Origin of the sequence: Actinoplanes sp. NPDC048988, from assembly GCF_043197815.1 — a bacterium.
Lineage (GTDB): Bacteria > Actinomycetota > Actinomycetes > Mycobacteriales > Micromonosporaceae > Actinoplanes.
This window is the reverse complement of record NZ_JBICTW010000007.1, coordinates 16403-37624: the sequence shown is the minus strand read 5'-3', so window position 1 is coordinate 37624 and position 21222 is coordinate 16403. Positions and strand designations below refer to the sequence as shown.

The 21222-nt window shown below is 71.3% G+C and carries 20 protein-coding genes; 11 read left to right on the top strand and 9 right to left on the bottom strand.

Features of this window, described 5'->3' with window-relative positions:
- Window positions 1-51: 51 nt before the first annotated feature.
- Genes egtA through egtD form a run of 4 tightly spaced genes read left to right on the top strand, consistent with a single transcriptional unit; the run spans window position 52 to window position 4230 of the window.
- Window positions 52-1236 (top strand): ergothioneine biosynthesis glutamate--cysteine ligase EgtA, encoded by a 1185-nt coding sequence (gene egtA / locus ACGFJ7_RS23055; RefSeq protein ID WP_360256007.1) that lies wholly within the window; start codon window positions 52-54, stop codon window positions 1234-1236.
- Window positions 1233-2555, top strand: a complete 1323-nt coding sequence (gene egtB, locus ACGFJ7_RS23050) for an ergothioneine biosynthesis protein EgtB (RefSeq protein WP_392643681.1) — start codon at window positions 1233-1235, stop codon at window positions 2553-2555. Before egtA ends, egtB begins: the two co-directional genes overlap by 4 nt.
- Complete coding sequence (egtC, locus tag ACGFJ7_RS23045) at window positions 2555-3286, top strand: ergothioneine biosynthesis protein EgtC (RefSeq protein WP_360256012.1); 732 nt, start codon at window positions 2555-2557, stop codon at window positions 3284-3286. Before egtB ends, egtC begins: the two co-directional genes overlap by 1 nt.
- On the top strand, window positions 3283-4230 hold the full coding sequence (gene egtD, locus ACGFJ7_RS23040; protein WP_392643679.1) for an L-histidine N(alpha)-methyltransferase: 948 nt from the start codon (window positions 3283-3285) through the stop codon (window positions 4228-4230). The genes egtC and egtD overlap by 4 nt, the downstream gene beginning before the upstream one ends.
- Window positions 4231-4283: 53 nt before the next feature.
- On the opposite strand, the gene ACGFJ7_RS23035 is transcribed toward egtD, so the two are convergent.
- The 3 genes from ACGFJ7_RS23035 to ACGFJ7_RS23025 all read right to left on the bottom strand — a co-directional run bounded on the left by ACGFJ7_RS23035 (window position 4284) and on the right by ACGFJ7_RS23025 (window position 12059).
- A complete protein-coding gene (locus tag ACGFJ7_RS23035; protein WP_360256017.1) occupies window positions 4284-5516 on the bottom strand; it encodes a delta-60 repeat domain-containing protein in 1233 nt (410 codons plus the stop codon).
- 154 nt (window positions 5517-5670) lie between these two features.
- Complete coding sequence (locus tag ACGFJ7_RS23030) at window positions 5671-5925, bottom strand: hypothetical protein (protein ID WP_360256019.1); 255 nt, start codon at window positions 5923-5925, stop codon at window positions 5671-5673.
- Entirely contained in the window at window positions 5925-12059 is a 6135-nt protein-coding gene (locus ACGFJ7_RS23025) for a polymorphic toxin-type HINT domain-containing protein (RefSeq protein ID WP_392643678.1), read from the bottom strand. The genes ACGFJ7_RS23030 and ACGFJ7_RS23025 overlap by 1 nt, the downstream gene beginning before the upstream one ends.
- Before the next feature lie 503 nt (window positions 12060-12562).
- On the opposite strand from ACGFJ7_RS23025, the gene ACGFJ7_RS23020 reads away from it, so the two are divergent.
- The 3 genes from ACGFJ7_RS23020 to ACGFJ7_RS23010 all read left to right on the top strand — a co-directional run bounded on the left by ACGFJ7_RS23020 (window position 12563) and on the right by ACGFJ7_RS23010 (window position 14523).
- Window positions 12563-12757: a hypothetical protein gene (locus ACGFJ7_RS23020; protein ID WP_392643676.1), complete on the top strand. Its 195-nt coding sequence runs from the start codon at window positions 12563-12565 to the stop codon at window positions 12755-12757.
- A gap of 209 nt (window positions 12758-12966) precedes the next feature.
- Window positions 12967-13320: a hypothetical protein gene (locus tag ACGFJ7_RS23015; protein WP_392643674.1), complete on the top strand. Its 354-nt coding sequence runs from the start codon at window positions 12967-12969 to the stop codon at window positions 13318-13320.
- A gap of 60 nt (window positions 13321-13380) precedes the next feature.
- Window positions 13381-14523, top strand: coding sequence for an alpha/beta fold hydrolase (locus ACGFJ7_RS23010; RefSeq protein WP_360256100.1), 1143 nt, complete (start codon window positions 13381-13383; stop codon window positions 14521-14523).
- Here ACGFJ7_RS23010 and ACGFJ7_RS23005 read toward each other — a convergent pair.
- Window positions 14520-15095, bottom strand: coding sequence for a DinB family protein (locus tag ACGFJ7_RS23005; RefSeq protein WP_360256027.1), 576 nt, complete (start codon window positions 15093-15095; stop codon window positions 14520-14522). The genes ACGFJ7_RS23010 and ACGFJ7_RS23005 overlap by 4 nt on opposite strands.
- 137 nt (window positions 15096-15232) lie before the next feature.
- Here ACGFJ7_RS23005 and ACGFJ7_RS23000 point away from each other — a divergent pair, with 137 nt between their 5' ends.
- Window positions 15233-15385: a hypothetical protein gene (locus ACGFJ7_RS23000; RefSeq protein ID WP_360256029.1), complete on the top strand. Its 153-nt coding sequence runs from the start codon at window positions 15233-15235 to the stop codon at window positions 15383-15385.
- Window positions 15386-15440: 55 nt separating this feature from the next.
- Here the strand turns inward: ACGFJ7_RS23000 and ACGFJ7_RS22995 are convergent, their stop codons facing one another.
- Entirely contained in the window at window positions 15441-16487 is a 1047-nt protein-coding gene (locus ACGFJ7_RS22995) for a hypothetical protein (protein ID WP_392643672.1), read from the bottom strand.
- 46 nt (window positions 16488-16533) lie between these two features.
- Here ACGFJ7_RS22995 and ACGFJ7_RS22990 point away from each other — a divergent pair, with 46 nt between their 5' ends.
- Window positions 16534-17001 (top strand): YfbM family protein, encoded by a 468-nt coding sequence (locus tag ACGFJ7_RS22990; protein WP_360256102.1) that lies wholly within the window; start codon window positions 16534-16536, stop codon window positions 16999-17001.
- A gap of 20 nt (window positions 17002-17021) precedes the next feature.
- Here ACGFJ7_RS22990 and ACGFJ7_RS22985 read toward each other — a convergent pair whose 3' ends face one another.
- Window positions 17022-17489, bottom strand: a complete 468-nt coding sequence (locus ACGFJ7_RS22985) for a hypothetical protein (protein WP_392643670.1) — start codon at window positions 17487-17489, stop codon at window positions 17022-17024.
- Window positions 17486-18124 (bottom strand): hypothetical protein, encoded by a 639-nt coding sequence (locus tag ACGFJ7_RS22980; protein ID WP_392643668.1) that lies wholly within the window; start codon window positions 18122-18124, stop codon window positions 17486-17488. The genes ACGFJ7_RS22985 and ACGFJ7_RS22980 overlap by 4 nt, the downstream gene beginning before the upstream one ends.
- A 60-nt stretch (window positions 18125-18184) precedes the next feature.
- Between ACGFJ7_RS22980 and ACGFJ7_RS22975 the strand changes: the two genes are divergently transcribed.
- Both ACGFJ7_RS22975 and ACGFJ7_RS22970 read left to right on the top strand, forming a co-directional pair.
- The gene (locus tag ACGFJ7_RS22975) at window positions 18185-19057 is read left to right on the top strand and encodes a hypothetical protein (RefSeq protein WP_360256038.1); all 873 of its coding nucleotides are present in this window, start codon (window positions 18185-18187) and stop codon (window positions 19055-19057) included.
- Between the two features lie 78 nt (window positions 19058-19135).
- Window positions 19136-19609: an NUDIX hydrolase gene (locus ACGFJ7_RS22970; RefSeq protein WP_360256039.1), complete on the top strand. Its 474-nt coding sequence runs from the start codon at window positions 19136-19138 to the stop codon at window positions 19607-19609.
- Window positions 19610-19656: 47 nt separating this feature from the next.
- Here the strand turns inward: ACGFJ7_RS22970 and ACGFJ7_RS22965 are convergent, their stop codons facing one another.
- Together ACGFJ7_RS22965 and ACGFJ7_RS22960 are read right to left on the bottom strand one after the other, a co-directional pair.
- Window positions 19657-20064, bottom strand: a complete 408-nt coding sequence (locus ACGFJ7_RS22965; protein ID WP_392643666.1) for an RpiB/LacA/LacB family sugar-phosphate isomerase — start codon at window positions 20062-20064, stop codon at window positions 19657-19659.
- Between the two features lie 10 nt (window positions 20065-20074).
- Window positions 20075-21220 (bottom strand): zinc-binding dehydrogenase, encoded by a 1146-nt coding sequence (locus tag ACGFJ7_RS22960; RefSeq protein WP_392643664.1) that lies wholly within the window; start codon window positions 21218-21220, stop codon window positions 20075-20077.
- Between the last annotated feature and the right edge of the window lie 2 nt (window positions 21221-21222).

Genomic DNA, 21222 nt, shown 5'->3' with positions numbered 1-21222 from the left:
ATGTGGGATCCGTCGCGGGAAAGTGTCGGACCCCGGCCTTAGCGTCGGGTCATGACCGAAACCACGCGCGCCGTGACAGCAACCGTGCTGCGCACCCAGGACGAGGTGGAGGCGCGGATCCGCGCCATCTGCTTCAAGACCGGCCCGCCCACCTACATCGGCGCCGAGCTGGAATGGACCCTGCATCACACCGTGGCGCCCTCGGCGCCGCTGACCCCGACCGAGATCCGCGACGCCCTGGGCCGCTACACGCCGGAAACCCTCGGCTCGTCCGTCCCACCCGACCCGCTTCCCGCGGGCGGCGCGGTGACCGTCGAGCCCGGCGGCCAGGTCGAGATCTCCTCCGCCCCCGCCACCTCCCTTCCCGCGCTGCACGCCGCGGTGAACACCGACACGGCGTTCCTGACCGAACTGCTCGCCGAGTCCGGCCTCTCCCTCGGAGAGCACGGCACCGATCCCTACCGCGAGCCCCGGCGGCTGGTGCGGACCCCGCGCTACGACGCGATGGAGCAGGCCTTCGACACCCGCGGCCCGGACGGGCGGGTCATGATGTGCGGCACGGCCGGGCTCCAGGTCTGCCTCGACCCCGGTCTGGACTCCCTGCGGTGGGCGGCCGTCTCCGCCATCGGCCCGGCGATGGTGGCCGCGTTCGCCAACTCCCGGCGGCACGCCGGGCGTGACACCGGGCTCGCCTCGGCCCGCATGGCGGCCTGGTGGGCGATGGACCCCCGGCTCACCCATCCGGTACCGGCCTTCGGCGACGACCCGGCCGGCGACTGGGCCCGCTACGCTCTCGACGCGCCGCTGACCTGCGTACGCCGCGACGGCGACTGCTGGGACGCGCCCCGGGGCCTGACCCTGCGCGACTGGGCGCGGGGCGCGCTGCCGTGGCAGCCGACCCACGACGACGTCGACTACCACCTCAGCCTGCTCTTCCCGCCCGTGCGGCCGCGCGGCTACCTCGAGGTGCGCTACCTCGACGCGCAGCCCGGCGGCGACTGGATCGTGCCGGTCGCCGTCATCGCCGCGCTCATGGACGACCCGGGCGACACCCTCGACCTGGCGGCCTCCACCGCCGGCCGCTGGACCGAGGCCGCGCGTCTCGGCGTCGCCGACCCCGCCCTGCGGCGTGCCGCCGCCGCCCTGCTCGACCGGGCCTGCCGCCGTCTCGGCGGCTCGGGCCTGGACCCGCATGTCGTCGAGTCCGCTTCGCGGCTCCAGGAGGCTTTGACATGACCATCGAGACCGAACGGCTGCGCGACCGCGTGGCCGCCGACATGATCCGCGCCCGTGAGCGCACCACCCTGCTGACCGAGGCCGTCGACGACGGCGACCTGATCCGGCAGCACTCCGCGCTGATGTCGCCCCTGGTCTGGGACCTGGCCCACGTCGGCAGCCAGGAGGAGCTGTGGCTCGTACGCGACGTCGGCGGCCGCGAGCCGGTGCGCCCCGACATCGACGAGCTGTACGACGCGTTCAAGCACACCCGGGCCGACCGTCCCGCCCTGCCGCTGCTCAGCCCGGCCGAGGCCCGGCGGTACGTGGCGCAGGTGCGCGACAAGGCGCTCGACGTGCTCGAGGCGGCCCGCTTGGAGGGCCGCCGGCTGACCGTCGACGGCTTCGCCTTCGGCATGATCGTGCAGCACGAGCAGCAGCACGACGAGACCATGCTCGCCACCCACCAGCTGCGGGTGGGCGCTCCGGTCCTGACCGCTCCCCCGCCGCCGGCCGTCTCCTCGCCGGTCACGGGTGAGGTGCTGGTGCCGGGCGGCCCGTTCGACATGGGCACCGACACCGAGGCGTGGGCGCTCGACAACGAGCGGCCGGCCCACCGGATCGACGTCCCCGCCTACTACATCGACCGGGCCGCGGTGACCAACGCCCAGTACGCGGCGTTCATCGCGGCCGGCGGCTACGACGATCCGCGCTGGTGGAGCCCGGCCGGGTGGGACCATCGCCAGGCGGCCGGGCTGACCGCGCCGCTGCACTGGCGTCGCGACGGCGACGGCTGGGTGGCCACGTCGTTCGGCCGCACGGCCCCGATCGTCGCCGGCGAGCCGGTCGTGCACGTCTGCTATCACGAGGCCGAGGCGTACGCGGCGTGGGCCGGCAAGCGGCTGCCGACCGAGGCCGAATGGGAGAAAGCGGCCCGCTACGACCCGGCGACCGGCCGGTCCCGGCGCTTCCCCTGGGGCGACGAGACCCCGGACAACCGGCACGCCAACCTCGGCCAGCAGCACCTGCGGCCGGCGGCGGCCGGCGCGTTCCCCGACGGCGCGTCCCCGCTCGGCGTCCACCAGCTCATCGGCGACGTGTGGGAGTGGACCTCGACCGACTTCGCGGGCTATCCCGGGTTCGCCCCGTTCCCGTACCGCGAGTATTCCGAGGTCTTCTTCGGCCCCGACTACAAGACGCTGCGCGGCGGCTCGTTCGGCACCGACCGGTCGGCCATCCGGGGCACGTTCCGCAACTGGGACTACCCCATCCGCCGCCAGATCTTCAGCGGCTTCCGCCTGGCCCGCGACGCCTCCCCGGACGCGGCTCGGGACGCCTGATGTGCCGTCACCTGGCCTACGCCGGGCCGGCGATCCCGCCGGCCCGGCTGCTCTTCGACCCGCCGCACTCGCTGGCCCACCAGTCGTGGGCCCCCCGCGACATGCGAGGCGGCGGCACCATCAACGCCGACGGCTTCGGCGTCGGCTGGTTCCCCGGCCCGGTCCGCTACCGGCGGGCCACTCCGCTCTGGAGCGACACCACCCTGCCCTCGCTCGCGGCGTCGCTGACGGTGACCGGGATGCTGGCCGCCGTGCGCAGCGCGACCGAGGGCATGCCGGTGGTGGAGACGGCGGCGGCGCCCTTCGGCAGCGGACCCTGGCTGTTCAGCCACAACGGCAAGGTGGCCGGCTGGCCCGGCTCGGTGGCCAAGCTCGCCGCCGCGCTGCCGGCCATCGACCTGCTCACCCTCGAAGCCCCGACCGACGCGGCGCTGCTGTGGGCCCTGGTGCGCGACCGTCTGCGGTCCTCGTCCCCGGCCGAGGCGGTCGCCGCGACCGTGGCCGACGTCGAGGCGGTGGCGCCCGGGTCCCGGCTCAACCTGCTGCTCACCGACGGCGTGACCATCGTGGCCACCACCGTCGGTCATTCGCTGTCCGTTCGGCGCGGCGACGGCGTGCTGGTCAGCTCGGAGCCGCTCGACGACTCGCCGCAATGGCGGGCCGTGCCCGACCGTCACCTGCTCGTCGCCACCGCCGGCGACCTCGTCCTCACCCCCCTGGGAGCGCCATGACGACCACCGATGTGTACCTGGACGACGCCTACGTGGAACGCTCGCTGCGCGCCGACGTGGTGGCCGGGCTGACCGCCGCCCCGAAGTGGCTGCCGCCCAAATGGTTCTACGACGCCCGGGGCAGCGAACTCTTCGAGCAGATCACCGAGCTGCCGGAGTACTACCCGTACCGGGCCGAGCGCGGCATCCTCGCCGCCCACGGCGGCGACCTGCCCGCCGTACGGACCCTGATCGAGCTCGGCTCCGGCTATTCCACCAAGACGCGGCTGCTGATCGACGCGCTCGCCGCGCTCGAGACGTACGTGGCCATGGACATCTCGGCCTCCGCCCTGGACGCCGCGGCCACCCGCATCGGGGCCGACTACCCGTCGCTGCGGGTGCACAACGTCGTCGGTGACTTCGGCCGTCACCTCGGCCATCTGCCGGACGGCCCCGACCGGCTGGTCGCCTTCCTCGGCGGCACCATCGGCAACCTCGAACCGGCCGAGCGGGCCAAGTTCCTGACCGCGATCCGCGAGGTGCTGCGTCCCGGTGAACATCTGCTGCTCGGCACCGACCTGGTCAAGAGCCCGCGGGTGCTGGTGCCGGCCTACGACGACGCCCAGGGTGTGACGGCCGAGTTCAACCGGAACGTGCTGCGGGTGATAAACGGTTCGCTCGGGGCCGACTTCGACGTCGACGCCTTCTCCCACCAGGCGCTGTGGGACGACCGCAACGAGTGGATCGAGATGCGCCTGCGGGCCCGCTGGCCGATGCGGGTCACCATCCCGGCCGTCGGCCTGGTCGTCGAGCTGGCTACGGGCGAGGAGATCCGCACCGAGATCTCCGCCAAGTTCCGCCGCGAGGGCGTCGCGAAGGAACTGGCCGAGGCCGGCTTCAGCCTCGACCAGTGGTGGACCGACCCCGAGGGCCGCTTCGGGCTCTCACTCGCCGCCGCGGTCTGACACCCCGTACACCACATGAAGAGCGTCCGTCCGGAAAGGCTGAGCGGGGGAACTCATCGGTTGAAGCGGAAGACCGCCACCGACTCCGTCTGGCCCAGGCCGCCGACGAGGAGTTTTCCGTCGGGCTGGGCCACCAGTGTGCTGCCGCGCTCTCGGCCGCCGTCGACGTCGGTGGTGTCCGACCAGAGCAGCCGGCCGTCCGCGCGGAACTCGGCGAGCAGGACGTCGTCGTTCTGTTCACCGGTGACCGTGATGCGGCCGCCGGCGCCGACGACCGGTGAGTTGAGCCGGCCGAAGGCGGTGGTCACGAGGCCGTCGCGGTCGAAGCTGCGGTCGGGGCGGCCGTTCGGCAGGAAACGCAGCAGGGCTGTACGCCGGGTGTCGTCCTTCTGCGTCCACGCGGTCACCAGGACGCGCCCGTCGGCGGTGACCGTCGGCCCGCCACCGCCGTCGATGCCCTGCGGCCCGGTGATGTCGCGGGTCACCCGGCCGCCGTTGCCGAAGGAGGGGTCGAGGGCGCCGTTCGGGGTGAACCGGGCCAGCATGATGTCGCCGGTGGGCTCGGGCAGGGTGCTCCACCACATGGTCGAGCCGCTCACCACGATGCGGCCGTCCGGGGCGACAGCCATGCCGTTCACCTGGTCGAAGTCGCGCTCGCCGACGTCGGCCCGCACCACCCCGCCGGTGCCGAACGTGGCGTCGGGCGTGCCGTCCGGCAGCAGCCGGGTGAGCACGGGCGGGGCGCTGCCGTCCTCGGTGGCCGCGTCGAACGCGACGAGCAGCTTGCCGCCGGCCAGCGCCGACAGCCCGGTCACCCGGGCATCGGTCACGCCCTGCCCCAGGTCGGGCCGGATCGTGCTCAGCACGGTGCCGTCACCGGCGTACGTCACCAGCAGGGGAAGCTGATGACCCTCGGGACTGACGGAGCCACCCACGACGATCCGCCCGTCCGCCAGCAGGGCGAGCGCCGACGGATAGTTCCAGTAACCGCTGGACTCGACATCGGTGCTGACCCGCCCCCAGACGCCGAAGGACGGGTCGGGAAAGCCGTCGGGCGTCAGGCGCAGCAGGTTGAAGTCGGCGTTACCGGGCGACATCGCGATGATCTTCCCGTCCGGCTGCACCGCCAGGGCGGTGATCTCGTCCCCCGGCCCGAAGTCGTCGTAGGCCACCCCGGTCAGGGCGAACGAGGTGTCGAGACTCGGTTTCCGGATCGCGGCCTGCGCCCCGGCCGGCGCGATCAGCGCCCCGGCCACGACGGCGGCCAGCAGAGTATGTACGCGCATGGCGACCACCTTCCTCACTCACGGTCCACGCTGGACGACGCCGGGTCAGTCTCGCGGGGCCGATGTGAGGTGGGTGCTAACAGTTCACGATGCGCGAGAGGCGCCCTTCCCGCCGGAACGGGAAGGGCGCCGATAAATCCCCCATCACGGATCGTCAGGAATCGCTGAGGTTCCTGGCCCACCGCGTCAGATGCTTCGCGATCTCAGGTTCCCGGGCGGAGACCTCTCCCGCCAGCCGGAGCAGCGTGGCCCGCAACTCCGGCTCGTCGGAGCGATCGATCTCCGTCAGGTACTCCCCCATCACCTCTTGCACCTTCACGGCGAAGCTCGAATCGACTTCGTCCGGCTCCGCGGTGTCGAGCATCTGCACGCAGCTCACCATGGCCAGAATGATGGGATCGACGTTCATTACGGGGCTATCCTCACATTGATGTTGGAGACGCCGGCGTCGCTGAGCCATCGCTGGGCCTGAGCCATCACGTTGGCGTTGGGAACTTCCCAGACCGCCTGCAGTCCGTGATATGCGGACGTTCCCGCCTGGCGCCTGGCCTCGTCGATCATAGAGTCCGACGTCCACGGGAGAACACCGTTCTTGCGGTCGATGACCTCGTTGCCGTCGATGCCGTCGAACTTCGCCGTGACGTCTCCGTCCCGTCCGGGCATCGACAGGCGGGGCACCTGCGCCCGGCCGGTGGCGATGTCCGAGCGGGCACCCGACACCCCCGACTCGTATTCGTACGCCCTCTGCTGCGCCGGCCGGGCCCGCGGGCCGGTACGCATGTCCGGTCCCTCGCCGACCCATTCGACGTGGTCCCGGGCGTTGGGGCTGGCGTTTCCGCAGTTGTTGTTGTGGACGAGTACGGGGGTTTCGCCGGCTACCGCGTAGTATGTGTGCAGGCCGTCGACGGTGAGGTCGTACGTGATCTCCCGGTGCTCGTACGACCGGACCGCCGAGACCTGGACGTACGTGCCGGCCGACGTGCGCAGGAGCTCGCCCTCGCGCAGGTCGCCCGCGTCCACCCACTTCTGGCGGGTCTGAGACCAGAACGGGTGGTGCTCGGTCGTGGTGATCGTGTGGTCGGCGCCGTCCTCGCCGGCGTCGGCCACCGTGACGTCGACGAACTCCTTGTCGTCGTCGGTGCGGATGGTGTGCGTGACCTGCCGGTCACCCGTCTCACCGGTCTCCGGGTCGGTCGCCTGGACGGTGTCGCCCGGCTCCACCTCCTCGATCGGCTTGCTGGTGCCGTCGGCCAACAGCACCGTGGTGCCGGCGACGAAGCTGTGCCGGACCGGGATCGGGCAGGAGGCCCCGTCGCCCGCGTCCTTCTTCGTCTTGGCCTTCGCCTTGGCGGCCAGGGCTTTCGCCTTGGCCTGGGCTTCGGCCGCCGCCTTCTTGGCCGCTCTCTCGGCCGCCGCCTTGGCCGCCGCCGCCTTGTCGGCCGCCGCCTTGGCCGCTGCCGCCGCCGCTTCCTTGGCCGCCTTGGCCGCGTCCTCGGCGCCCTTGATGATCGCCTTGGCCCACTTCAGTTCCTGGAAGAAGGTGACCACGGCCTTGCCGGCCTTGTAGATCGCCTCGGCGATCTTCTTGGCCTTGAAGATCTTGCCCCAGGGCAGCGCCCCGACGACCATCGAGACGCAGGCGACCAGGTCGCCCTTGAGGCAGTTGAGGATGTCGTTGATCCCGAGGAACTCCATCAGGATCTGCCCGCCGGCCTCCAGGATCACGTCGAGCGTGCTCTTGGACTGCAGCTGGTTGGCCTTGGCCAGATCCTCCGGCGACGGGCCCTGTGCGGCCGCCGGCGTCGCCGACGTGGTGGTGGGCCCGGCGTCCGGCACCAGACCGGTCGGGTCGCTGTACGCCACCGGGTTGTTCGCGGCGTACGTGTAGGCCGAGCCGGCGCCCGGCCCGGTGGGCATCGGGTCCCGGCTGTCGAACCGGCCGGTGCCCGGGTTGTAGTTACGGGCCCGCAGGAAGTAGTTGCCGTCGCCCGAGGTGTTGTCCTGGTAGGCGCCGGCGTACTGCAGCGGGTTCTCGATGCTCTCGCCCGGCAGCTGCTGCCCGGCCAGGGTGGGGCCGACCCGCGGCTTGCCGAACGGGTCGTAGTCGTATCCCTTCTCCAGCGTGCCGTTCGGCGCCAGCAGGTTCGCCGTGCCGCCCAGCCAGTCGTGGGTGTACGCGTGGACCCCGCTCGCCGGGTCGAGCAGCGCCAGGGGCTCGTCGTCGGGCCCGTACGTGAAGCCGCGCTTCTCGGTGACCGCGCCGCCCTGCTCGACGGTGTCGATGGCGATCTGCGGCAGCGTGCCGGCCACGTCCCACGACCAGCGCTGCGTCGAGGTCTGCTGCTTGAAGGCCGACGTCGAGGACTGCCGCAGCCCGCTCGCGTCGTAGGTGAACGTGGTCGACTGCCCCGACGCCAGTGTGGCCTTGGCCAGGCTGTTGTCGAGGTTGTACTCGAACTTGTCGCCACCGGCCTTGATCTGGTTGCCGCGGTCGTCGTACCGGTACTCGGTCTCCCGCTCGTGCGACGGGCCCTCGACCTCCTCCTCGGTGAGCTGGTCGGCGTCGTCGTACTCGTACTCGGTCTCGTCGTTGCCGGCCGTGCCGGTGCGGACCTGCTTGGTGCGGTTGCCGTTCAGGTCGTACCGGTAGTCGATCCGGCCGACCGGCTTGACCGTCTTGTCGGTGCAGGACGCCACGCCGTAGCAGGCCGAGAGGACCTGGTCCGCCTCGTCGTAGCTGTAGGCGACCGACTCGGCGACCCCGCCGCGGGTGGTGACCACCCGGCTCGGGTTGCCGACCTTGTCCAGCGTCAGGTCGTACTTGGAGACCGGGTCCTGTACGCCGGGCACGGCCGCCCCGGTGCGCTCGGTGCCGATCGAGGTGAGCCGGCCCGCGTCGTCGTAGACCCGCTTCTCGGCCAGGCCGGTCGCGCCGGGCAGCGTGGTGGTGGTCCGCCGGCCGGCCACGTCGTAGCCGAAGGACCAGGTGGCGCCGGCCGCGGTCTGCTTGGTGATCCGGCTGGCCGCGTCGTAGTCGTACGCCACCGTGGTGCCGTCCGGGTACTGCCGGCTCTTGATGTTGCCGCGCGCGTCGTAGTCGTACGAGAAGGTCTCGTCGGCGCGGCCGGCCTCCTTGCGGGTGACCGACTTGATCTGGTCCTCGTCGTCGTAGACGACCGAGCGGACGCCGGTCGGGTCACCGTAGGAGGTGGTCCGGTCCTTGGCGTCGTAGCCCCACTGGTAGACCGGGCCGCCGGTGCCGAGCGTGCGCTTGGCCAGGCGGTTGACGATGTCGTACTCGTCGACGATGGTCCGCTGGGCGATCTCGGCCGGGCTGAGGTCGTCGAGGTCGTCGTCGTCCCCGACGGTCAGCGTCTGGATCCGGTTGCCGTCGGCGTCGTACTTCGCGTACGTGCTGCGCCCGATCGGGTCGCTGGTGCGCAGCAGCCGCCCCGCCTCGTCGTAGTAGACCGAGGTCGTGTTGCCCTTGGGGTCGGTGATCGAGGACAGCGCGCCGTCCTCGCCGTACCGGTAGAGAGTCGAGTCCTCTTCCGGATCGTCCGAGTCGAACTCGGCGTTCGGCGCGGTGACCGTCCGCGGCTGGTCGTCGTCGTTGTAGGTGTAGCGGGTGACGTGACCGTTGGCGTCGGTGGTGGAGACCGTCCGGTTCAGCGCGTCGAACTTCGTCGTGCTGACGTTGTCCAGCGCGTCGACGCTCTTGACCGGGTTGCCGGCCAGGTCGTACTCGAAATGCGAGGTGAACCGCTCTTTGTCGGCCCCCTCGACGTTGCCGCGCGGCTCGGTGACCGAGGCCATCAGACCGTCGTCGGTGTACGTGAACGTGGTGATGCCGCCGGTCGGCGAGATCTCCTTGATCTTGTGGCCGGCCGCGTCGTACTCGGTCTTGGTCCGCGCCCCGCCCGAGTCCGTGATGCCGGTCTGCCGGCCCGTCTTGTCGTACTCCATCGCCGCGGTCCGGCCCAGGCTGTCCCTGGTGCCGGTGACCAGGCCACTGTTGGCCCGCTGCGACGTCGAGGACTTGCCGAACTCGTCGACCGTCTCGACGCTGCGATCGAGGTCGTCGACCTTGAAGTCCTTCACGACCACCTGGCCGTTCGGGTACGGCCGGCGCATCTGGATCAGGTTGTCGTTGTGGTCGTACTTGTAGCTCGTGGTGAAGTCGGCCTTGGTCGCCCCGGGCACGTTGCCGCGCGGCGAGGTGACCGACTCGACCAGGCCCTTGACGTTGTACGTCCAGCTCGTGACCAGGTCGGCCTCGTGCTTCATGTCGATCGCGGCCGTGGCCCGCCGGCCGGCCGGCGTGTACGTGTAGAGCAGCGTGCGGCGCGCCTCGAAGGTCGCCTTGGGCAGGCCGTTGTCGAAGTAGGTGTACGAGGTGGACACCCCGCCCGCCGTCGTCGACTTCTTCAGCCGGCCGGCCGCGTCGTACTCGCTGATCTCCGGGTTCTTCTTGGACGGCTGGTAGACGGCGACCATGCGGTCGAGCTCGTCGTAGACCGAGCGGGTGGTGTAGTTCTCCCGCTTGGCGCCGGCCACGGTGCCCCGCGGATCGGTCTCCGTGACCTTGCGGCCGACCTTGTCGTAGCCGTACTCCATCCGCCGGCCCTCGGGCGAGACGGTGGCCTTGGTCAGACCGGCGTTCACTTCACCGTTCGGGATGTTCTCCAGCTTGGAGACCTTGCCCAGCCGGTCGGTGACGGTCAGCGGCCGGCCCCGGTCGTCGTACGTGTAGGTGATCGAGTGGTTCTCGGGGTCGGTGCTCTTGATGAGCTCGTCGAACTGGTTGTACTCGTCCTTCCACGTCTGCCCGTCGGCGTCGACGTGGGTGGTCGGGTTGTTGCGGGCGTCGTACTGGGTCTTGGTGCTGAATTTCCGGCCCGGCGCGAACTGCTCGATCAGGTTGCCGGCCGCGTCGTACTGCGACTCGTGCTGGTTCTGGTTGCCGTTGACGACCAGGTTGCGGTTCAGCGTCGAGTCGTACCGGTGATTGTTGGTGTCGCCGTTGCCGCGCTGCGAGTGCAGCAGCACGTTGCCCTTGTAGCCGTCCCAGACGACCACGTTGTCGGCGTCGGTGGTCTTCGCCTCCTGCTTGGCCGCGTTCCACTCGAACGTCGTGGCCGCGCCCAGCGCGTCCAGCTGCCGGGTGACCCGGCCGGTGGCGCCGTACTCGTTGGTGAACGTCACCACCTTGCGCGGGTCGACGGCCTGGGTGAGCAGGCGGGCGGCGTTGTACCGGTACTGCCAGATCTGGCCGGCGGCGTCGATCACCTTGGTCAGCAAGCCGTCGGTGTAGAAGTACTGGGTCTTACGCCCGTCCGGCAGCGTGATCGACTGGATCAGCCCGCCGGCCGTCTTGGCCACGGCCTTGCGCCCGGAGGCGTCGGTGACCGTGATGCCGGTGTCGGCGTGCGCGAACCGCAGGCCCACCTGACGCGGGTTGAGGATCGAGGTGAGCCGGCCCTGGGCGTCGAAGGCGAACACGATGTTCTCGCGGGTCACCAGCTCCCAGCCGTCGCCGGCCCGGCGCAGCGTCGACCGCACACCCGGCGGCCGTACGTATCCGGCGCCGTCGGCCTTGAACACCGTGTCCGAACCGTCCTCGGCGCGGACCAGGACACCACCGTCGACCGGGGTGACCTTCAGGTCGTACACCCAGGCCCAGCCCGGCCCGAAGGCCGAGGCGCCGGTGTTGAGGGACGAGTACCCGCGGGTCGAGCCGAACGGGACGCCGAACGAGACCATCGACAGGTCGCCCTCGGTGAGGGTGAACCCGCCGGTGCCGGTGTTGACGCCGATCGCGCGCACCGCCTGGCTGGCGTTGGTCATGCCCAGCGCGGCCGAGCACCCGCAACCGGCGGCCTGCCGGTCCGGGATGGCGGGCGGGTCGATGGTCGTCCGCGGTTGCGCGTTCTCCGAGTTGGCCGACGGCACCTCGCCGTCCGGGTAGAGCCCCGTGATGGTGACGAAGTAGCTCTTCGTCGCGTCGAGCTGCCAGCCCTCCTCGGCGCCCAGCGACTTGCAGTAGCTGCGCAGCTCGCCGCAGCCGTCGTTGCCGAGCTTGTCGCGGCCGAGCACCGCCGATTCCTGCTTGGTCTGCGACTCGGTGTCGTACAGGTCGACCCGCCACGAGTCGAACCCTTGGTCCTTGAGGTTGAAGTAGGTGACGAGCGAGGTGTCGCCGACCACGAATCCGGGCCGCAGCAACACATCCACAAAAGCTTCGCCCGGCGCCGCCGCAGCGGCCCGGGCGAGTGCGGCCTTGCCTATTCTCTCGGCTTTGCCGCCGGCTTCGACCAGCGGCGGTACGACCGGAGGCCGCTCATTCTCGGCCAGGGCGACCTCGCCGGCGGCGCCGGCCGGGACTCCGCGCTGCTGCGGCCCCTGTCCCGCGGTGACCTGAGGAACGTCGCCGGGATCGGCGAGGGCCGGCACCGACGCCGGCGGCGCCAGTGTTCCGACCAGAAGAAAGGCGCTGAAGCCCGCCAGCCAGCGGGCCCGCGCGAAACGACGCGCATACGACATGTTCGATGACCTCCCCGTGAGATGACCTCCGGGAGCGAAACATGCAGATGCATCTATAAGCTTGATCTGTCCTAGATCTGTCACGGTGGTCTGACTGATCCACAAGGGCCGGAATTCGGTGTCGCCCCGGCCCGGAATCCGATGGAAAACAACGGTGAACGAGGAAGTTCTCCCGGGCGGCAACACCGTCGGCGCGACCCGCGTCGGTGACGCAGTCCACAAGCGAGCGTCGCCGTGGACGGCGACCGTGCACGCGCTGCTGCGCCACTTGGAAAGCGTGGGCTTCGAGGGTGCCCCACGGGCCCTCGGCTTCGACGGCGAGGGCCGCGAAATCCTCGGGTACCTGCCCGGCGAGGTGATCGGCGGCCGGGTTCCGTGGCCGGCCTGGGGACGCCGACCGCTCACGCCGCCTGCACCTCCTGCTGGACGCCTACGGCTACGAGGGCGACCGCTCATCCTTCGGCGCCGTCATCGTCACCCGGGCCCGCCGCCAGTCCGCGGTCATGCGCCAGCTGGCCGACTCCGGCGACCCGGCGGCGATCGCCCTCCTCCCTGTCGCCGCCAACCTGGAACAGTCGGCCCAGGAAACCGAAAACCTCCCGCTCGGGTTCTGGACGTGGGACTTCTCGTCGCGCAGCGGATCCGAGCTGGGCGGGAACCGAACGGGTTCGGCCGAATGGGCGGCGGGCGAGCACTGAACGTCAGAGGCGAGTAGCGCGGGCGGAGTGGGCCGCCGGTCGTTGGGCCGATTCATGCCAGCAAGCGGAACGTTGGCGTCGGACCGGACGGGATCGTCTGACAGTTCGGAGACGCGGTGGCATTCGGAGCCGAAGGACTCGCCGGGGGCGGCGTGGTGGTGGTCGCGGCGGCCGCCGTCGTGGGGTGAGGGCTTCTGCGCGACGACCACGTGACCGCCGGCAAGCCGGTCGCGGTCCCGAGCGTGGCGGCCAGCGCGGCGCCGCTCGACAGTGCCCGTGCGACGGCGTTGTCGAAGCAACTGACCTCCGGTGACGAAGCGCAACTCCGCCGCGCGCTGGCCGTGCCGCCGGGACAGGCGCTGGAACCGGCCGCGGCCGGGCAGCTGGCCTCGCTGGGGTCCATCACATTCGACCTCGGCAGCTTTCGCTATCTCGACGGGAGGACCGCCCGGTTACGGGGACAGGTCGCCACGCCGCCCGCCGGTACCGATGCGGAGTGGACGTTCACGCTGGCCCATCTCGGGCCGCAGTGGATGCTCGTGGACGGGCGGCCGGCCGCATGAGGATCCGGGGCGCGCTGACGGGGCACCGGCCGGGAACTCGAGAAGCGCACCGGGAAGCGCATCCAGCCGTTCTACTTCGACTACGGCGACAACAGCACCACCTGGGCGGCCGACCGGCTCGTGGCCGGCTGCCTGGCCGAGTACATTGCCGCGGTCTCCGAGGCGTACGGCAAGAAGAGTGGTGGTGACCGCAAGGTCATTCTGGTCGGGCATTCGATGGGCGGACTGGCGTCGCTGTACGCCGCCCAGAACGACCGGGTGCGGGATCGCGTCGGCGGTCTGGTCACGTTCGATACCCCGTACCTCGGAAGCCCGTTCGGTAATACCGCCGTGGCCAAGGTCTGGCAGCAGGTGCGACTGAACAGCGAAAGCTGCACCATCACGAACGACGCGATGCTGCGGATCGCCGCCCCCACCCTCGTCGGCCCGCTGGCCGGTGCCATCGCCGAGCTGAAGTTCGACGAAAACGCGCTGGACGGGCTGATCGAAGGCACGATGACCCCGGCGCTGGCCGTCTATCTCGGTGTCGCCACGCTGACCGCCGGGTGCGGCCACATCAAGGTCACCGAGCACGGGCCGGCGCTGGATCACGCGGCCGCCGCCCTCAAGCAATACCTCGGCCGGCTGGCGCCGGGCACGACGGTCCGCGACCTGACGCCGGTGACGGCCGGCGGCGAGGTGGCCCCGGGATGGAGCGTCGTGGACGACACGAACGCGGGCGGCGTCGACTGTAGCTACAACATCGCCAGCCCGGTCGCGAAGAAGGGCGACATCTACTTCTGCAGCCCCAGCGCGGCGATGGCCGACGCCCGCTGGGTGGAGACCGGGCGAGCTTCGATGCTGTGCCTGAGCGATCCGATGAGCCGAAGGGTGGTGCGATACCGGATGGAGGGCGCAACCGGCGGCGCGGCGTCACCGACCGGACCGGCGGAACACAGCGGCACGCCGGCTCCCCTCCGCCTCGACCTCGACAACGGGGCGAAGTGCCGGATCCGTAACGGCGGCAGCTGGGGCGTTCAGGAGGAGAACCCGGACCTCGTCGGCTTCCACAGCTGCGACGGCGGTCTGGTGGTGTGGGCCGGCCGGAGCAGCCGGACCGGGATCAACCAGTCCGGCAAGTCCTGGACGGTCCGCACGGGCAAGGAGACCGGCGGCCTGACGACCCGCGAGGTTCGGGTGGCCTACTACGTGGCGACCGCCTAACGCTGGAAGGTCTGCGCGGCCTTCTCCAGGCGGTCGCGGTAGCCGGGCCACCAGTCGCGCTCGGCCGGTGGGAGGTTGGACAGGCCCTCGCGGACGCCGGCCGCGCCGTCGATGAGCTCGCGGACGATGTCGGCGTGGCCGGCGTGGCGGTGGGTCTCGGCGGTCACGTGGACCAGGATCTGGTGCAGGGTCACCGGCTCGTCGCCCCACCACGAGACCCGGCCGGGGCCGTCGACCGGCAGGGCGGCGATGGTCTCGTCGGAGTGTGCCCACACCCGGCGGTACAGGGCGATGATGGCCTCCCGGGACTCCTCCGGGGTGGCCCACATGTCGGCGTTCCACTCGGCGTCCGGGTCCATCCACGGCATCGGCTCGGCGAACGGGCGGCCGAACGTCTCGCCGAAGTAGCCGCCCTCGACGCCGGCCATGTGCTTGACCAGGCCGAGCAGGTTGGTGCCGGTCGACACCAGGGGGCGCCGGGCGTCGTACTCGGAAAGGCCGTCGAGCTTCCACACCAGCGCCTCGCGGGCCTGTTGGAGGTAGCGGTGCAGGGTGGCGATCAAGGGATCCATGGTGGACAGAATGCCCTACTCGGGCGTCCGGTACGGTCCCCGGCCCGGTTCCGACCGCACCGAACTGGTTCTTTCGACGATGCACCATCGTCCGAAATGCCGATCTAGCCGATCATCAAGGCGCGGAGACTTGCCCGATGCGCCGCACACCGCGCCACTCCGACCGCGAGTGGCCGGGCCAGCCCAGGCCCCGGCTGTGGGACCGCCTGACCTCGTGGGAGCGCGCCCTGGTGATCGTGACAGTCCTTCTGCTCCTGTCAGCGGGCTGCATGGCCGCCCTGGGCGACTAGCCCGCTCCGCGGCTTCTGCGGCTTCTGCGCCGGGCGACCAGGACCCCGACCGCGGCTAGCCCGTTCCGCGGCTTCTGCGCCGGGCGATCAAGACCCCGACCGCGGTTAGGGCCAGGACCGCGCCGGTGATCACGATGCCGACCGGCACGCGGGCGGACGATTCTGAGACCGGAGCCGCCGCCGTCGCTGGTGCGGAATTCACGGCTTGAGTCGACGGGGACGCCGAAGCCGGCGCGGGCTCCGAGGCCGGTGCCGGATTTGTCAGCCGATAGCGCAGAATCTCGGGTTTAGCGCCCTCCGAGATCGTCAGCAGGGCATCGCCGTCACGGCTGTAGGCGATCGATTCGCCTTGCGGCTCGTCCGGCAACGCCGTCTGGCGCGGCACTCCCCCGGTGATCGCCGCGACCACGTCCCCGTCGCGTACGTCGAATTCGAACGCGTCGGCGTACGTCCTCAGAACCGCCCTCGTCCCGTCCCGGCTCACCGCCCCTCCGGTGATCACCAGTCGCCCGGCCAGCGAGAAAGGATTGCTCGTCGTGGTCATCGGCAGCCGGACGTCGCCGGCCCGCTTCAGCGCCGTCGTCTTCTTCAGCGGCCCCGCCGGCACGTACGCCCCCGCCCCCAGCGGCGTTTTGGTCACGATGACCGGCGTACCGTCCGGGCTGAGCAGCAACGCCTCCGCGTCGTGGGCCCCGTCCGGATATCTCAGGCGGAAAAGCTCGGGTTTACGCCCACCCGGCGCCAGCCGCCACAGACCGACAGTCTCCCGTACGGCCGAATTGTCCCCGATGCCGGCCACCCACACCGTGCCGTCCGCGCCCAGCGCCAGGTCTTCGGTGTCCCGAGGGCGCGACGGATACGCGACCGTCCGCACCACCTTGCAGCGCCCGTCCAGGAAGAAGATCCGCCGCCCGGCCGGATCGTCGGCCCCGTCGTTGACGACCACGAAACCGTTCTCGGTGGCCGCCATCCCCGAGATCTCGTTGAGCCGGCCGTCCCCGACCCGGCACACCCGCTCGGGCGCCGCCGCCGCGTACGCCGGACCGGCCATCGCCGCCACCAGCACCGCCGTCACCGCCACCGTTCCGGAAAGGCGTCTCACCGCTGACCCCGTATCCCCCCGCTGCCTGTACCTTCTCCGCGTGGGAATGATATTCGTAGGCCGCCGCCTGCCGAACGACGAAGTCGAGGCCGTCCTGGACGACCCCGAGGCCATAGACGCTTTGCTGTACGGCGACGGCCCCGGCCAGATCGACCTCGACAAGTCCTGGCACGCCCTGCATTTCCTGCTCACCGGCACCACCTGGGACATCACCGAGGGCGCCGGCTCGGCCCTTCTCGGCGGCACGGTGGTCGGCGACGACAACGGCTACGGCCCACCGCGCCTCCTGCGCCCCGCCGAGGTCCGGGCGGTCGCCGACGCTCTGACCCCCATCACCCCCGACATTCTGCGCGCCCGCTGGAACCCCAAGGCGCTGTCCGAGGCCGAGATCTACCCCGACGCCTGGGACCCCACCGACTTCGGCCACTACCTGGAGCCCAACTTCACCACCCTGCGCGACTTCTACCGGGCCGCCGCCGCCGAGAACCAGGCCGTCCTGATCGCCATCACCTGACCGCCTCGACCCATGCATCGTCAGCCCGGCCCTCGACGACGACTCGGCAGGCGTTCCACCGCGCTGGCCGGGACGGTGGCGACCAGGTAGTCCTCGGCCAGGTCGGACTGGATGGCGATGGTCGGCGCCCGGCTGACGTACCGGACGGTGAATGTCGTCTCCCGGAGCCGCGTCCCGTCGTACCCGGCCAAGCTCTCCGGCAGTTCGCCCACCAGCCGCACCTCGTCGCCCGGCCGGAGCGGGGCGTCCTGCGCGACCTCGCGGCGCTGCACGGCCGTGATCTCGCGAATCAGGGCCTCGAGCGCCTCCGTGTCGGCGCCGTAGTGAACCAGCAGACCCGCCTCACCGAAAACCGTCTCGGATTCGGCTCGGCTGAGGTCCGCCAGCGCCTCCGCCGCCGCCTCGGCCAGCCCGGGCGACGCGGCGACCTGCTCCGCCAGGGCCTGCAGCAGCCGGGCGATGACATTCTCCGCCGTGTGCTCGTTCACGACCACATCCGCCACTTCCGGCCGGCGGCCCCCGGCCATTCGCGGAGGCGGGCGGCCAGCGTGCCGCCGAAGGCGACGGTCCACTCGTGGGAGGCGTACGCGATCCAGTCGTGGTGCTGGTCGGTCCAGACGCCCTCGGCGCCCGTGTAGACAGGGGCGAAGTCGTCGTCCACCTCGACCAGGCAGTCGACGTCGCCGGCCTCGCGGAGCTCGATCACGCGCGTACGGCCGAGCTCCCGGAGAACCCGGCGGACCTCGGCGGCGCCTTCCCCGTCCCACATCGACTCGTCGAGCACGAGCACGTCCGGCGGCACGCCGGCGCCGAGCATGGGGTGCCAGACGCCCGCGTCGCTCACGCCCCAGCGGCGCCGCACCTCCGTACGCCAAGCCTCTGATTCCTCCGCGGTGAGGACCCGCCGGTACGGAAGCGGCGCGGCGGTCAGATCCGGTTGGGCCAGCCAGTGGCGGACCTCGGCGACGAAGAGCTCGTCGGGGAAGGCGAGCAGGGCGGCGGCCAGGGTATCGGCCGGCGGGAGGTCGTCCGGGTCGAGGCGCTCGATCTCCACCAGGAGCTTGCCGGCCTGGCGCCGCATCAGGTAGCGGCGCGCCCGCCGGTACAGCGTCGTCGGGTCCATCGGCGCATTGTGCCTGGGTGCGGGTATCTTCGACCCGGCCGGGGTGTGGGGAGGGCTGGGATGAGGACGGCGACGCGGCGGTTCGCGCTGTGGCGGACGGACATCGACGAAGGCGTCTGCGCGGCGCCCGAGGAGTGTGTCCGTGAGCTGCGGGACCGCGAGACCGTCACGGTCGTGATGGAGCACCGCCAGCTCGGGACCACGGCCGTGCGGGCCGAGTTCACGTCGACGCTGCGGCAGGACGTCGAGTGGGAGTTCACCGGCATCTCCTGGCCGCCCGACGTGCGCCCGGGCGTGCTGGTCACGGTCACCTGGCACAAGGCCAAGGACGCCGTCGTCGTACGGACCGCGCCGCTGGACGAACCGGTGCGGGTCGACGGCGTCGACTACTTCCACGAGTACGACCCGAAGGTGGTGACGCGCGAGTTCGATCCGGGCAAATCCAACCGCGGTCACGTTCTCAACGCCGTACGGCGTCAGGGCCGTGTCTTCGAGGACGGCAGCGCCGTCCTGCCCGAGGAGCGGGTCAGTTCCCTGAGCGGGCTGGGCCGCGGCGCGAAGGCCGCCTTCCTGCTGCGCAACGCCGTCGACCAGCTGATCCGGGAGGGCTTCCTGACCCGCGTCGAGGGCAGCGTCGACTCGTCCGGCTACCCGTCCTACCCGCCGGCCGACGGCCAGAAGACGGCCGACATGCTGTTCTACGCCCCGCTGGTCGAGCCGATCGAGTTCGCCGACGAGGACGGCGAGCACGGCGACGGCGCCGAGCGCCGGGACCATTGGGTACGCGGTTTCGTGCGCCGCCTGCCGCCCGGCGCCCACCCGTCGGAGAAGCAGCTGAGCGCCCACGAGCAGGCCGTGGAGAACGCCCAGATCGGCGCGGGCGAGCTGGCCCCCGGCTACACCTTCGTCAAGCGTCACCATCGAAACGGCTGAGGTTCCAGTACGCCGGGAGCGCCGTGCCGCACAGCGCACAGGTGAAGTCGCCGTGCCGGTAGCCGATACGTTGACCCGGTGACTTCGACCGACTACACCGCCACGTTGCCGCGCAAGCGCATGGGGGCCGCCGCCCTCCTGACCGACGCCGCCGGCCGGGTCCTGCTGGTCGAGCCCACCTACAAGCCGTACTGGGAAATCCCGGGCGGAGTCGTGGAGGCGGACGAGTCCCCGCACGCGGCCGTGGCGCGCGAGCTGGCCGAGGAGCTGGCCCTGACCCTGAAACCGGGCCGCCTGCTGGTCACCGACTGGGTGCCACCCCGCGAGGGCCGCACCGAAGGCGTGATGCTCGTCTTCGACGGCGGCACCCTCACCGAGGACCAGGCCACCCGGATCCGCGTACCACCCGAGGAGTTGCACGGCTGGGCCTGGTCGACGGAGCGCGAGGCCGAGGAACGCCTCTCCGGCCTGCTGGCCCGCCGCATCGTGGCCGCCCTCCGAGCCCGCGCAGCCGAAACAGCCGTCTACCTCGAGAACGGCTATGTGGTCTGAGAATCGGCCGCCGGGTTGGAGTCACGCCACCGCCGGCACGGTAAGCATCAACCGAGCCGTTTGATGTTCTCGGCCTCGTCCGGGTCGGGGGTGGGCTCGGCCAGGAAAGCGCGCAGGACCTCGACGGCCACGTCGGGGGCCAGGCGTTTCAGGCTCATGGCCAGGACGTTGGCGTCGTTCCAGAGGCGGGCGCCCCGGGCCACCCACGGGTCCCAGGCCAGGGCGGCCCGGACGCCGGGGACCTTGTTGGCGGCGATGGCCGTGCCCGTGCCGGTCCAGCACATCACGACGCCGTAGTCGGCTCGGCCCTCGACGACGTCCGATCCGACGGCCCGGCCCAGTTGCGGCCAGGTCGCGAAGGACGGGCGCACCACCTCGTGGCCGTCGTCGGTCAGGGCCTGGAGCACCGCCCGGCTCGTGTCGTTCTCGTCGTCGCTGCCGAAGGACACCCGCATGGCTGTCAGCCTATTGCAGCCACGGGTCGACCAGGATCTTCGCGTGCCGGCCGGCCCGGCCCAGCTCGTCGAAGGCGTCCGCCACGCCGTCGAGGCCGACCACGCCGGTCAGCAGGGGGCGCGGGTCCAGTTTGCGGCGGGCGACCAGGTGCAGGGTGGCGCGGAACTCGGCCGGGTCGTAGCAGAACGAGAAGCGCAGGTCGATCTCCTTGTTGCTGGCCATCGTGGGGCGGAACGTGTCCGGTTGCATGCACACGCCGACCACCACCACCCGGGATCGGAACGGGGCCCGGGTCACGATCTCCTCCATGACGCCGGGCACGCCGACGCACTCGAAGACGACCGCGCCGCGCGGGCCGGCGCCCAGGCGCTGGGCCGCGCTCAGAGCCGACCACCAGGGAAGACCCGGCACGGTACGCAGGGCGTGCAGCGCGTCCAAACCGGTGCCGTACAGTTCCGGCGCCGATGTGACCGGCCCGGTGCCGAGCATGCTCCACGGGGATTCCAGGGCCGGGTCGACCACGACGTCGGCGCCGCACGACCACGCGAGTTCCCGCCGGCCGGCCGAGTAGTCGCTGGCCACGACGTGGCGTACACCCAAAGCTTTGAGCATCAGGATGACCGCCAGGCCGATGGGACCGCAGCCGATGACCACCGCGGTGTCACGCCGGGACACCTGGCCCCGGCGGACCGCGTGGTAGGCCACGGCCAGCGGCTCGGTCAGCGCGGCCAGATCCGCCGGCAGGCCCGCCGGCACCGGCATGGCGGCGTCCTCGGCGACGAGCATGTACTCCGCGTACGCGCCCGGGGCCCGAGTCGACAGACCGATCATGTGGATGTCGTCGCCGTGCCGGATCAGCGGCAGGGCGACGACCGCCTGGCCCGGGCGCCAGCGCCGCCGGCAGCCCGGACCGTAGGCGTCGACGGCGCCGGTGAACTCGTGACCCATGACGACCCGCTGCTTGGCGCGCATGAAGTCGGGGTAGCCGACCTCGGCCGCCACGTCGGCGCTCACGTCCGGGTCGACCCGGACGTGCAGGTCGGAACCGCAGATGCCGGCCCGGGTGACGCGCAGCCGGATCTGGCCCGGCCCGGGCGCCGGACGGGCAACGTCGGCGACGCCGAGCTCACCCTCGTGCAAGACCACCGCTCTCATGC